Here is a 12,644-nt window from a genome sequence, read left to right as displayed (position 1 = left end):
TCTGATTTAAAGATTAGACAATAGTTAATATAATTCTATCTGACTTTTGGTGATTTCTCCATCCTGATCGAGCTCGTGATTTATTTTATAACGTATACCGGATGATCGTTTGAAATGCTCCAATACGCGTTCGATCTGCTGGTTGGTGAAAACACCGGTAAAAGAATGCTTATAAAAAGCGGGGTCTTTTATTGTAAACTCCACGTTGAACCGTTTGCTCAGTATCCACAAGATTTCGGATAAGGGAGTCTCTTTTAAAATGATCTGTCCGTTTTTCCAGGCGATATCTTTAGGTATATATGCTTCAGATACCTGGGTCTGGCTGGTTTTCTTATCGAAATAAATCTGTTCATTCGGTTCTATGATTACTGAACTGGATGTGTCGTCTTCGTTTTGATAGTTGAATTGAATGGAACCGTTGACAAGGGTTGTCGCAATAAAACCGTTGCTGCTATACGCATCCATATTGAATTCAGTACCTAAAACTTTGACGGAAGAATTTCCCGAATGAACGATAAAAGGCTTTTTTGTGTTTTCTGTTACTTTGAAATAGGCTTCACCGTCAAGGGTCACTTCACGGGTCTGCCCGGAAAAAAGGTTGGGGTATCTAAGGTAAGAGGAGGAGTTAAGCCATACTTTTGTGCCATCGGGCAATACGGTTGAACCGATCATCCCGGGTGTCATGCGCGCTTCCAGATAGAAAACAGGGGTCTTTTCCCGGGGCTGTAACAGGAGAAAACCGGAAAGGGTGAGCAAAGGCAACAGTAAAATTACCGCAACCCGTTGGACAAAGAGGTACAATTTCCGGAATTGTTTTTCCTTTATCTGCTTATTGACGTTTTCCAGTGCTTTTTGCGGAGCGGAACGTTTGATAAACTGCAGGGAAGTAACGGCAAAAGAGAGTTCATAATAATCTTTGGCAATCTTCCGGTTCTCTTCCGAAGCATTGATCCATTCTTCTACTTCGATATATTCCTGACCGCTTAGTTCGTTATTCATATATCGAAATAAATCCAATTCATTTATATTTTTCTTCTGCTCCATTCTTTCTGTTCTTTCTAATATGACAGTTCAGGAATGAAAGTTCCTAAACAGAATTGGGAAATAAGCCCTTTTTTTTTAATTTTGCTTTATAGATGCAAAATGCGTATCAGAATAAGTCGGCTCATGACCAAACAAATGTATCAGAACACAGAAGATGAAAGACTTTTTGATTCCCTTCAGCGGGGAAACAAAAAGGCCTTTAATACTTTCTTTTTAAGGTATTACCCTGTGTTGTGTGCCTATGCGACACAATTTGTCGGGATGAATGACGCGGAGGAGCTTATACAGGATATGATGGTTGGGATATGGGAACGTAGAAAGGAAATTGTGGTCGATTCTTCCTTGAACGGTTATCTTTTCCGTGCCGTGAAGAATAAATGTATCAATCATATAGAAAAACTTCGCTTGCATGAACAGGTTCACTCATTCATTGCCGGCAACTGGCAATCACAGTTTGAAGATCCTGACTTTTATATTGTGGAAGAGTTGACACAAAAAATAGAAGAGGCGCTGGCAAAACTTCCGGCAACATACCGGGAAGCTTTCGTAATGAACCGGATCGACGGCAAGACCTATAACGAAATAGCGGCAGCATTAGGTATGTCTTCCAAAACAATCGATTACCGTATACAGCAGGCCCTTAAAAGTCTTCGCGTCGAATTAAAGGATTATCTTCCGTTAGTACTGGCTTTGACAGGAGGGAATATAATGTAACCCGTTACTAGATTTTTTACCTTCGAACACTTCTTTCTAAAGAACGAAGCCCCGGAAAACGAATCCTCCGAGGCTTGTTTTTGTCTGTTTTTGCTCTTCACAGAGATCGAACAGAAGAACTTTATTTCATTACTTTAGTATTAATATCGACCGCTTGTTCACCCTCACGGGATACTTGGCTGATTCTTGTCCGATATCACCGCGCAGTCAAATTTAAATTTATTGATTATAAATAATTTCTTATTTTACGATTGCCTTAACAGCAGCTTCGCCTTCTACGGCTACGACCACTACACCTGCAGGAGCAGCGATAGTTGCTTCAGAAGAAGTAACAACTGTGTTAGCAATTGTCTGACCAAGTACATTGCTGATAGCCACTTTCTTGCCTTCAGCACCCTTGATAATGATAGCACCGTCAGTTGCGATTACTGATACCGCAGATACGTTGATTGCATCATTGGCAACAGGTGATTCACCTGCTTCAAGAACGACCTTGATAGCGTTGTCTCTTTCACCTAATGTCAGCAGACCATTGTAGCTAACCAAGTAATCTCCATCAACCATATTACGGATATAATATTCGTTGTCAGCATCAGTAACTTTCAAAATCTGATATTTGAAGTTGTTCAAACCACCCAGAATACCCTTGTTCTGATCAGCACTGGTTGCAACTAATGCAGCTTTACCGTTTACAGTTGTAGACAGTGTATCAGGGTTAACCAATGTAGCAGCTTTAAAGATCACCTTGTTAACCCCCGGATACCATACATAAGCAGGATTTTCATCACCAGAGATAGTGTTAACCGAATCTGCTGTATTAAACATAAACAATCTTGCATCGTCAGCTTTAGCACCACGGCGAGAGATATAGAAAGAAGGAACAGTTGCCTTTGAATCAGCAGTATCCAACCAGAATGTCAGGTCTGCATCAGCAGCTGTCTTGATAGCAACGATACCCTCATTTTTATCGTTCAATGAGATATAACCGCCGGTTGTAGACTGGAATGCTGCATGACGCGGTTTTGCTTCCAGGCTTACACCCAGTTCTTCACCAACAAGATACAATTTGATAGCGTCAGCTTTTTCTACTCCATAAGCGATACCGTCAACAGAGATAGCAGTACCGTCATCACTTTTTACTGCTTTTGCATTTGTAGCATGAGCAAATGCTGTTGAAACAAACAGAGAAACAGAACCGTCTTTGTTTTCTTTGATTACAAATTTCGTATTAGCAGAAGCAGGATTGACAACACCCTCTTCAATTTCTAAAGCAGTACTATTGATTTTCAAATAGCTATTATTATTTTCACCATCAATAATCTGTGCAGAATAAGAGTAATAAGTTACCATCTTCTGGCTGGCAGTATATACCTTACCGCCCTTGTTGTAGCAATAAGTCTGAGCGTCTCCCTGAGGTTTGTCTGCTTCTTCTTTCGGAATGAATTTAACCTTGATAGCCTTCGATTCTTTATCATAAAGATCGGTATTAGTTGAAGTTTTTTCATCTACACCTACATACAGCTTTTCTGCATTCAAAGCCGCACTCTTGGCAAATTTCAAGATAACAGCCTCAGAAGTCAGGTCTTTAACAGCGAAACCTGCAAATGGGTCAACCTCTACAGCGTTCAGCGTGATTACTTTACCTTCCAGGTTAACATCTTCTGTATAGCCTGACTTATCGTCTTTTGCAACTTCAACAACAGCTAAGTTTGTACTGACCGCACTTCCAACACCTACCAATTTATATTCACCTTCATTTTCTGTTTCAAACAAAGTCGATTTGAAAGTAACAGCAGTTTCAAGATTCTTGAAAGTAATAGTCTGCGTCTTTGTATCAATGGCAGAGATTACGAACTGATACTGCGGAGTGTTCAAAGCAGCCAAAGCACTACCCTGAGCTACCAACTGGAAGTCAGTTCCACTAGCGATAGCAACTCCCACATACTTATTATATTCAGAATCTTTTTTGCCTTTACCGCTTACAAACTGGATATTGAATACAGACGGAGCTTTTTCTTCTTTCAATAAAGATACCCCTTTTACCAATTTGCTGGAAGCCACTTTGAAAAGAGAACCTTCGCCACTTACAGTTGTAGTGATATAATTTACATCCTGGATAGCAGTTGCAATTACATCGATGTTTTTTGCTGCATGGTTCTGATCTTTGTTAGAAGATGCTTTCGGATCTGCCAGTACACGTGCACTCAAAGACATTGTGTATTTACCCGGATTTGCATACTCATTCGGTTCAGTAACGGTAAATGCAGCGTTGCCAACATATATTTCTTCCTTACCGGACAGGTTATCTCCACTGATATAAGTATTCAAATCATCCCCTTTTACAGTTACAAATTTGAAACCAGCACCGCTACCCTGAGGCAATTTGCTTGTTTTGAAATTGCTTGTCGGAGAGACAGCGATGAATGTACATGCATCGAATTGTTCAGCAGTAGTAATTGCATCTTCTTCAGCTAATTCATCTGGATAGCTGGTTGCAAAGTAAGTACCGGCTTTAATAACACGGACACCTGCTTCCAATACAATATCATGCTCAACATCAAAAGCCTTGATGCTCTGATCGAAGATGTTATCTTCTACTTCAACGCCATCAGGAGCGAATGAGAAACCGGCACCACCAAACGCAGCGTTCAAATCTATTGCTGCAACGGGCTGGGTTTTAACGGAGTAAAGGATGACCTTTTTGGCTCCACCACTACCATTTCCATTAAAAGTGATTGTTCCAGCATCAGCATCTACCGCTAAAGCATTAGATGCTTTTGCTCCTCCATTAGGCAATAAATAAGTATAAGTATCGCTATAAGCATCACCATCTTCTCCAAAAGTAAATTTGATAACAGATTTATCCCCTGTTGCATTATCCTTTGCAGAAACAAAAGCAAAACTATTCGCACTGTTAGATGCCAAATAAGCTTCAGCCTTTACATTTTTCAATGTATAAAACTTTTTGTTGTTTTCTGTAGTTTCGCTAACAGTCCAAAGATAATTTGTAACATCTGCTCCCTCTGCTCCGGTAAAAGTAAATGTCCCTGAACCAACCGCTTTGGAAGCAAGTCCAGCCAAAGTACCATCGGTATTCTTCATACCCATCATAACATCATCAGCTGCAAGACCATTACCAGCTTGTAAAACCACATAATACATTGATCCGGAAGTAACCGATGTAGCCTTATCCCCATAAGGGATGTCAACGCCTGCTGCGTTTGCACTACTAAACAACGCACCTACCATCAGTAGGCTTGCTGTCAATAAAGTAGAAAACTTTTTGTTCATAATCTTAAAATTAATTGTTTATAAATAGGGTCTAAAAATCCAACAACTAATTTTACGAAGGGGAAACAACCCCCGCGAATGATTATGAACGGGCATAAAAAAACGCAGGCGTTGTCTATTATCATACATAAGGCTCTGGTAAGCCCGTCTAGCAATAATAGAACAACAGCCTGCGCCTTTACGATATAAAACAATCTTCCCATAAAAATGGTAGACGAACTTATACGTAATCAGCGCAAGCATTTACTGTCCATTACTCCACTAGACTTAAAATTTACCAGATTTTATGTATAGAATAATTTTCGTAAAATACTTACAATATGTATTGAAACCGCGTATCGCAAGCCTCTGCTCGCTACGGAATCTGTTGCAAAGGTAAAGAGGTTTTCCGAATCAGCAAGAAAAAACGTCCCTAATTTTCCGAAATAGGTGGATTATAGAACGAAACAACACGATTTACGCAACATATCCCCTGGTTTGGGGGGATAAAGAGAAATTAAAAAACGGGTATCCAGTGCAGCACAGAGATCGCGTTCAACCTCGACAATACTGTAATGAATCTGTTCCTTTAATGAAATGTGAATGTTTCACATATTGCCAGTTTTGAATGTAGTGTCGTTGGTAAGGGCGGTTCGCGAACCGCCCTTACGATGTCGTTGTCTTGAAGGCTGTAAGCCTGATCACAAAATCAGCCCGGGGTTTTTAACCCTGGGTTCCTGATAGTCTATCCTCTTTTCTTAAGTCCTGTAAGGACGAAACAAGATATATCGACTTTCTTGTTACAAAAAAGGTTCACTTACTGCCCGATTTGAGCTATCAGTGTTGCAATCTTTGCTCCGGAGCAACTATTCATGCAAAATCAGGCAATAAACCATTCACCCTTCACCTTACATATAATAACTTATTGATTATATTTTGTTTAACAACATATATACAGGGTGAATGGTTGGATAAAAAGGTGAATGGTTGGATCCAACCATTCACCTTCCTATATATAAGTATTTATCCGGCAACTTAAAAAGTATCTTTCCCCTTATTATCCATTACCATTAAACCTATTGCAAACTAACTCTTTAGTTATTACTTATAAATCCGGACACCGCCATCGTTAAGCTTTGTGACCTTGGTTGTTAAGCTTTGCGACGATACTCAGCAAGCTTATCGACGTTGGTCGTTAAGTAAATAAGCTATAATATTGACCTTAATCAGTTCAGACCTTTTATTTACTGAGCAATAGTATAAGCTGTAAAAATAAGTAATCCGGATAAGACGAGGGTGAAAGGTTCGTATAAACCATTCACCTTTTTGAGTGACCATTCACCAGGGAAATAAGCGTCTTATACATTGATTTGCATGCCGTCGCACTCTGCCAGGTGAACAGTGAACGGTTTTAATGCTTTTTTATCATGTAAAAAGGAAATGATATGAGTGTTCCACCTATTGCCAGAAATGAGTCTAATAGCATCGCCGCTTGTCCCGAAGGGCTTGCAATGTCACTATCAGGTTCATATTTTTCTAGCTTCAAACGCGAAGCCTAATTATCAATTGAAAAGGTTCATTTTCCCCAATATTTCTTATTGGTGGGGAAAGAGCCTCTAAACATCACATGCTTCATTCTCTTTGAAGCCATGAAAAAAGCAGCTTCATCTTTTTGATATAAATAAAAAACAACTATCTTTGTCCCGTTACCCGCTAGTGGGTAACAGACCATTAAAACCATTGACATATGGAAAAGTACGTTAATATCATGCTGGATAGCGCTTTTAAAACCGTATTCGGAGTAAAGCAAGTAGCCATCGACTTTATCAATGCCGCCCTCGAAGGCGAGCACCGGGTGAAAGACCTGACTTATCTCGATAAAGAAATCCAACCGGAAGTAGTAGAACAGCGCACGGTGATCTTCGATCTCCTTTGCGAAGATGTGGATGGAAGTAAATTTATTTTGGAGATGCAGAATTGCCCGCAACGTTATTTCTTTAACCGCGGATTCTATTATCTTTGTAAAATGGTCTCCCGTCAGGGAAGGACCGGTGATGACTGGAAGTACAGCCTGCTTCCGGTGTATGGTATCTACCTGTTGAACTTCAGCCTGCCTGAGTTTCAAAATTGGCGCACGGACGTGATTTTGGCGAACGAGGCAACGGGTAAAACATTTGGCGAGGTCAAGTTGAAGCAGATCTATCTGTCGTTCGACCTGTTCAATTTAAGTGAAGAGGAGTGCAAGACGCCTCTTGAAAACACGATTTATATATTGAAGAATATGAATTTATTTGATATGTCTCCGTTCAAGGAGAAAAATGATGCCTTCAAGCGTCTGCTCGATGTATCGAAGTTAGAAGCAATGACCGATCACGAACGTGCCGTCTATGAGGAGAATCTAAAGATTTACCGCGACTGGCGTGCTACGCTGGAATATGCTGTAGAAGAAGCTGAAGAGAAGGGTTTGAAGAAAGGATTAGAGAAAGGCAAAATGGAAGGTCTGGAGAAGGGCTTGGAGAAAGGCAAGGCAGAAGAACAACGTCTCATTGCTGCGAACTTAAAAAAACAGGGAATTAATATTGAAACGATCGCTCAGTGTACCGGATTGTCGGTGAAAGAGATTGACGAATTGTAATTTATAACTGCATAATATATTAAATCAGCCGGGGTATCTTAAGACATAACACCCCGGCTGATTTTGTTTCTGTTCTTGCTAGATGAGTCAAAAGGATGGAACACGGATTAATTCTGCTAACGGATTAATGTGGTTATTACTTGATCTTCTTTTTTGATAATCGAATAACAAATAATACCTTTGTAACCTAAGAAGCAAAATAATAAAATATATGGCTGATCAAAAAGTAGTGATCAGTAAGGATCTGAAAGCAGATTTGCAGGAGTTCCTTGCTGCACTGAATTACGATAAATTGTTTGTTCTCACAGATACGAATACTCAGGAGAAATGTTATCCTTTGATTCAGGATGTTCCGGCTATCAAGGGCGCTCCGGTTATAACCGTAGATGCGGGTGATACGCATAAAGGACTGGAGGCTTTATCTACTATCTGGATGCGCCTTTCGAACGAAGGGGCTTCCCGTAACTCCTTGCTGGTAAACCTCGGAGGCGGTATGGTGACTGATATGGGTGGCTTTGCCGGTGCGACTTTTAAGCGTGGACTGAAAACGGTAAATATCCCTACTACGCTGATGGCTTCGGTGGATGCTGCCGTCGGAGGGAAAACGGGCATCAACTTCAATGGGCTGAAAAACGAGATCGGTTCTTTCTATCCTCCCGAATGTGTATTTATCGATTGTGAGTTCCTTCGTACGCTGGATCGTGATAACTTGTTGTCCGGTTATGCGGAAATGATCAAACATGCACTGATCAGTTCGATAGATACCTATGCGACTGTTATGTTGTTCGATCTCGACCAGAAGATGGATTATGCCTTCCTGAATAAGATGGTAGCCCAATCGGTAGCCGTAAAAGAGCGTATCGTAGAGGAAGACCCGAAAGAACATGGTATCCGTAAGGCGCTGAACTTCGGGCATACGATCGGTCATGCCTACGAAAGCCTTTCGTTTAAAAAGAACCGTCCGTTGCTGCATGGTCATGCCGTTGCTGCCGGTATCGTGAGCGAATTGTATCTGTCTCACAAACTTTGCGGTTTTCCGATGGATAAGTTGAGCCAGGTAGTTTATTATATCAAGGAATATTATCCTGCATTTGTGTTCGATTGCAAGGATTACGATACTTTATATGAGCTGATGACACATGATAAGAAGAATGAGGCAGGTATAATCAATTTCACTTTGCTTTCGCAAATCGGTGATGTTCAGATAAATCAGCAGGTTACAAAAGAAAAAATACTGGAGTCTCTGGATTTTTACCGAGAAAGTTTTGGCGTATAACGGAAAAATCTTACCTTTGCAGCCGTAAAAGAAAAACGGGATGTAGCTCAGCCCGGTAGAGTACGCGTCTGGGGGGCGTGTGGTCGCAGGTTCAAATCCTGTCATCCCGACGGTTAATGAGCAGAAAGGAATTAAGTTGTAAACTTAGTTCCTTTTTTTGTTTTTCGATATTTTTCGCGAAATTCTTTACCTCGCTAGAGAGGTATAAACCAACGGGAAAGGGTAGGTTGGATTTTTCCATGAATGGTGATTACATCCCATTCGGGGATTAAGTCGAAACAGGAACGTAACTCCTGTATGAATAATTGTTGTCGTTCGGAAGAGATATCTTCTTTTCCGAAGGTTATATGATGAATAATCAGGCTGTCTATTTTTCCGTCCTTTTGCGGAATCAGGCTGAATAAACATCCTATTTTTATATCTTTAAGCTCCGGGAATAAATCTTTATTAAACTGTTGTATAATGAATTGCAAGGCCTCTTCCTTAGTAATACGAGCCTTTTGCAAAGAGTTTTCATAAAATGCCTGGGAGATGACTTTCCCTCGTTCTATTTTGTATATTCTTTCATGTTCATAGTCGCGCAGAAATCCGTCATGTATATATGAAACACATTTTCCGGAGACAACTTTTAATTCGCCACTGAACCAAGAGGCTGTGATACGGCTCTCTTTTTCTTTATACCTTCCAAAAATACTATCAATCTTAAGAAAGGTTTGTTCTCCTTCATGTCTATCCGGGTAAACTCTTATCTTTTCGAGATATAATGTGTTGTTTTCCAGTTGCCAGTATCCGATATATCTCCGGTAACATCCGGTGCTGAAGTGCTCATCAGATAAGAATGTTCGTATTTGTTTTTGTACTTCTTCGCTTATCAATGAATCTGCTTCAATAGGGCAAGAAAGCATACTGAGGGTATCATGCCCGATAATAATTATTTCACCAACCTGCCCGGTTGCTTTGACTGAAATGGTAAAGCAACTCCATAGCAGATATATTAGTAGTAGTCTTTTGATCATAGTAGTATATCTTAGTTGCGTAAATATATGAAAAAGGTTCTGGATTTAATAAATCTTTGTAGGGAAAGTGTTTGTTAAGATTTAGTAATGAGCAGGCTGGCCGATAACTATCGGCCAGCGATTACCCGCCCTATTAATTCCATTATCCTGGTGGCTGGATTTAATTATCCGGAGGATAGTTCCTTACTCGGCTGCGTTTATTTGTTCGATCAGCTGAGAGGCACATTTGAAATGGACGATGGTTCGAGGTGTGAGCATAATGACATCTCCATTCTTGGGATTTCGTGCCGGACGACTTGTCTGTAAGCGAGGTTTGAATGCCCCGAAGCCAGGTATGAATACACGGTCTCCGGCTTTTGTCTGCTCAACGACCATCTCCGTAAATGCATCGAGTACTGTTGTAATATCTTTCTTGTTAACCTCTGTTCTTGCTGCTAGTTCGTTAATTAATTGACTTCTGTTCATCGCTTTTTCTTTTTTAGTTAGAAATTTGTTTATAAGTTTGTATCCAATTTACCTTTTCTGAATTCAGAGGGAGACATGCCCGTATGTTTCCGGAAGAATCTCGCCAGAGAAGACTGATTGGCAAAATTTGTTTTAAGTACGATCTCCTGTATGTTTAATGAAGAGTCTCTCAATAAAGCTTTGATCTCTAATATAATATACTCTAATATCCAATCTTTGGCCGACTTGCCGCTTACCGCTTTGACAATTGTCGTTAAATACTTGGGAGTTATACATAACATCTTAGCATAAAAGGAAACCTCTCTGTTCTCTTTGTAATGTTGCATGATAAGAGAAAAGAATTTATCTGTCAATTCTTTTTTATGAGAATCCATTGTCGGTATATATGGCAATGAGTCGATTTTGTAACTGTTATAAAGGTCCAAGTAGAGAATTCGTAATATATGAATGACGGATTCTCTTGGATATAGGTTTGAAGGAGACTGGGCCTTTGTGCATACCATGTTATAATAATTACCGAAGTTCATCGATTCGCTATCTGTCAGTTCATAATAGAAATGACTTCGCATGTAGAAGAAGAAATGAGGGGAAAACCTGCAAATTCCACTTAATACATCATTGAACAACGATCGTGAAATGGAAAAAGCACTTATAGTAAAGTCCTTACTTATCTCATTTAAAGAGATAAGCTGACCCGGAAGAAGTATTATCAGCTCGTTTTTTGCCAATAAGTGTTCATATGTATGAACTTTGATCCTGGCATTGCCTTCGGTGCAAAGTATTACCATTCCGTATTCTATGTATGAAGGATACGGGGGAATAGGAATTTCTTTGACATCCTTATAGAATATTAATTCGTTATTTATAAAATTCGCGGTGTCATTATTTCCTACGTATAATCTGTTTTCTTCTAAAGACATCACCCTATAATTATATTCGTGTATAAAATTAAGACATCGTTCTTTATGATATTCAGGGTTGTGGAATTATGGTATGACAATGAAGAAATATGGCACGTTTCTTGACATTTTTTGTTACAGACTATTCACTAGTGAACCATATAAACCTTATTTCGAAGATATTTGTTCATTATTCTCATATTAAAAATTGTTGTTGTATCTTTTGAATGTTACCGTTTTCTTATATATGGTTACTATTCTACTGCGTATCGGATATGCAGAACCTGCTCCTTATTCAAAACGGAAAAGTATAGAAGAAGTATGCTGTTTGGAATAATTTTGACGAAAGTTTGAAATTAAAGGTATGAAATTGTGCAATAATAAGAAGATGTTTGTATATTTAAAGCTGTAAAGAATCAGCAAGCATAACAAACTTGTCTGCTCAGTGGTTATTAATAAAAAAGCAAGTATAACTTTAAAGTCAAACATCATGGGAAAGAATCAATTAATTCACAGTAATGAGTTACACCTCATCGAAAAAGCTGAAATTCATAATGCAGCAAAAAAAATGGTAGAGTCACTAAATCTTGCCGCAGGTTCGACAGGAGGTTTTGATATTTATAAAGTGGTAGAAGTCTATTTTACCGATTTAGAAAAAAGACATCAAATGAATCAGCTTTTAGGAATTCAGGAAGATTGTGCTTATTACGGTGCAAAAGAACAAGAGGCAGAATGTGCGAAAGCAGAAGCTGCCAATGAGTAACTAAGGCTGCAATACAAAAATAGAAAGGAGATACTTGTAGAAAGCATCTCCTTTTTATTTTATCTTTATCCTATTGAACTACCAGGTCAACTCGGGCAGAAAGCTGGATAATGTTGCTTTTAGCTCCTTGATGTTGATCGGTTTCGTGATGAATCCGTTGCTTCCGGCCTGACGTGCCGATTCCATATCATTCTCAAAAGCATAGGCTGATTGCATGATAACCGGGATTTCCGTATCGAATTTGCGGATTTCTTTTAGGGCATCTATACCGTTCATTTCAGGCATCTTGATGTCCATAAGTATCAGGTCGGCATGTTGCTCTTTATAAATTTCCAACAGTTCCTTTCCTGTTTTAGCATGCAAAATATTGCAGTGTCTTTTCAGGATTGTTTTCAGTAATAAGAAGTTACTTTCTTCATCTTCTGCGATGAGAATTGTAATGCTTTTGTTTGCTATATTTTCATCCATGATCTTAATATTGGATTAACATCAACAAATTTCAGCATTTAATTTAAGATACGCAAGCTTATAAGGCTTAAATCTTCATGAATATCAACAAATG

10 protein-coding genes and 1 tRNA gene are annotated in these 12,644 nt (G+C 39.3%); 5 read left to right on the top strand and 6 right to left on the bottom strand.

Annotation, left to right across the window (positions count from 1 at the left end):
- Window positions 1–24: 24 nt before the first annotated feature.
- Window positions 25–999, bottom strand: coding sequence for a FecR family protein (locus HMPREF1212_RS18020; RefSeq protein ID WP_198293287.1), 975 nt, complete (start codon window positions 997–999; stop codon window positions 25–27).
- Window positions 1,000–1,179: 180 nt separating this feature from the next.
- Between HMPREF1212_RS18020 and HMPREF1212_RS18015 the strand changes: the two genes are divergently transcribed.
- Window positions 1,180–1,758 (top strand): RNA polymerase sigma-70 factor, encoded by a 579-nt coding sequence (locus tag HMPREF1212_RS18015; protein WP_087880931.1) that lies wholly within the window; start codon window positions 1,180–1,182, stop codon window positions 1,756–1,758.
- A gap of 240 nt (window positions 1,759–1,998) precedes the next feature.
- On the opposite strand, the gene HMPREF1212_RS18010 is transcribed toward HMPREF1212_RS18015, so the two are convergent.
- On the bottom strand, window positions 1,999–5,049 hold the full coding sequence (locus HMPREF1212_RS18010) for a DUF6383 domain-containing protein (RefSeq protein ID WP_046150565.1): 3,051 nt from the start codon (window positions 5,047–5,049) through the stop codon (window positions 1,999–2,001).
- Between the two features lie 1,726 nt (window positions 5,050–6,775).
- On the opposite strand from HMPREF1212_RS18010, the gene HMPREF1212_RS18005 reads away from it, so the two are divergent.
- The 3 genes from HMPREF1212_RS18005 to HMPREF1212_RS17995 all read left to right on the top strand — a co-directional run bounded on the left by HMPREF1212_RS18005 (window position 6,776) and on the right by HMPREF1212_RS17995 (window position 9,049).
- The gene (locus HMPREF1212_RS18005; protein ID WP_046150564.1) at window positions 6,776–7,663 is read left to right on the top strand and encodes an Rpn family recombination-promoting nuclease/putative transposase; all 888 of its coding nucleotides are present in this window, start codon (window positions 6,776–6,778) and stop codon (window positions 7,661–7,663) included.
- A 211-nt stretch (window positions 7,664–7,874) separates the two neighbouring features.
- A complete protein-coding gene (gene aroB, locus HMPREF1212_RS18000) occupies window positions 7,875–8,939 on the top strand; it encodes a 3-dehydroquinate synthase (protein ID WP_028727704.1) in 1,065 nt (354 codons plus the stop codon).
- 36 nt (window positions 8,940–8,975) lie between these two features.
- Window positions 8,976–9,049, top strand: a tRNA-Pro gene (locus tag HMPREF1212_RS17995).
- Between the two features lie 84 nt (window positions 9,050–9,133).
- Here HMPREF1212_RS17995 and HMPREF1212_RS17990 read toward each other — a convergent pair.
- The 3 genes from HMPREF1212_RS17990 to HMPREF1212_RS17980 form a co-directional block, all read right to left on the bottom strand.
- Window positions 9,134–9,955: a hypothetical protein gene (locus tag HMPREF1212_RS17990; RefSeq protein WP_046150563.1), complete on the bottom strand. Its 822-nt coding sequence runs from the start codon at window positions 9,953–9,955 to the stop codon at window positions 9,134–9,136.
- Window positions 9,956–10,138: 183 nt separating this feature from the next.
- Window positions 10,139–10,420: an HU family DNA-binding protein gene (locus HMPREF1212_RS17985; protein WP_046150562.1), complete on the bottom strand. Its 282-nt coding sequence runs from the start codon at window positions 10,418–10,420 to the stop codon at window positions 10,139–10,141.
- Between the two features lie 29 nt (window positions 10,421–10,449).
- The gene (locus HMPREF1212_RS17980) at window positions 10,450–11,340 is read right to left on the bottom strand and encodes a helix-turn-helix domain-containing protein (RefSeq protein ID WP_046150561.1); all 891 of its coding nucleotides are present in this window, start codon (window positions 11,338–11,340) and stop codon (window positions 10,450–10,452) included.
- Between the two features lie 469 nt (window positions 11,341–11,809).
- Between HMPREF1212_RS17980 and HMPREF1212_RS17975 the strand changes: the two genes are divergently transcribed.
- Entirely contained in the window at window positions 11,810–12,082 is a 273-nt protein-coding gene (locus HMPREF1212_RS17975; protein ID WP_028727707.1) for a hypothetical protein, read from the top strand.
- 78 nt (window positions 12,083–12,160) lie between these two features.
- Here the strand turns inward: HMPREF1212_RS17975 and HMPREF1212_RS17970 are convergent, their stop codons facing one another.
- On the bottom strand, window positions 12,161–12,550 hold the full coding sequence (locus tag HMPREF1212_RS17970) for a response regulator (protein WP_046150560.1): 390 nt from the start codon (window positions 12,548–12,550) through the stop codon (window positions 12,161–12,163).
- Between the last annotated feature and the right edge of the window lie 94 nt (window positions 12,551–12,644).

It is taken from the genome of Parabacteroides sp. HGS0025 (genome assembly GCF_000969845.1).
In the GTDB taxonomy this organism is placed as follows: domain Bacteria; phylum Bacteroidota; class Bacteroidia; order Bacteroidales; family Tannerellaceae; genus Parabacteroides; species Parabacteroides gordonii.
The sequence above is the reverse complement of the archived record's forward strand: the minus strand, read 5'-3'. Positions and strand labels throughout refer to the sequence as shown.

Excerpts from the sequence above, each read along its gene's own strand:
- HMPREF1212_RS18020 (WP_198293287.1), bottom strand. The coding sequence starts at position 999 with ATGAATAACGAACTAAGCGGTCAGGAATATATCGAAGTAGAAGAATGG.
- HMPREF1212_RS17990 (WP_046150563.1), bottom strand. The coding sequence starts at position 9,955 with ATGATCAAAAGACTACTACTAATATATCTGCTATGGAGTTGCTTTACC.
- HMPREF1212_RS18010 (WP_046150565.1), bottom strand. The coding sequence starts at position 5,049 with ATGAACAAAAAGTTTTCTACTTTATTGACAGCAAGCCTACTGATGGTA.
- HMPREF1212_RS18005 (WP_046150564.1), top strand. The coding sequence starts at position 6,776 with ATGGAAAAGTACGTTAATATCATGCTGGATAGCGCTTTTAAAACCGTA.
- HMPREF1212_RS17980 (WP_046150561.1), bottom strand. The coding sequence starts at position 11,340 with ATGTCTTTAGAAGAAAACAGATTATACGTAGGAAATAATGACACCGCG.
- HMPREF1212_RS18015 (WP_087880931.1), top strand. The coding sequence starts at position 1,180 with ATGTATCAGAACACAGAAGATGAAAGACTTTTTGATTCCCTTCAGCGG.
- HMPREF1212_RS17985 (WP_046150562.1), bottom strand. The coding sequence starts at position 10,420 with ATGAACAGAAGTCAATTAATTAACGAACTAGCAGCAAGAACAGAGGTT.
- HMPREF1212_RS17975 (WP_028727707.1), top strand. The coding sequence starts at position 11,810 with ATGGGAAAGAATCAATTAATTCACAGTAATGAGTTACACCTCATCGAA.
- aroB (WP_028727704.1), top strand. The coding sequence starts at position 7,875 with ATGGCTGATCAAAAAGTAGTGATCAGTAAGGATCTGAAAGCAGATTTG.
- HMPREF1212_RS17970 (WP_046150560.1), bottom strand. The coding sequence starts at position 12,550 with ATGGATGAAAATATAGCAAACAAAAGCATTACAATTCTCATCGCAGAA.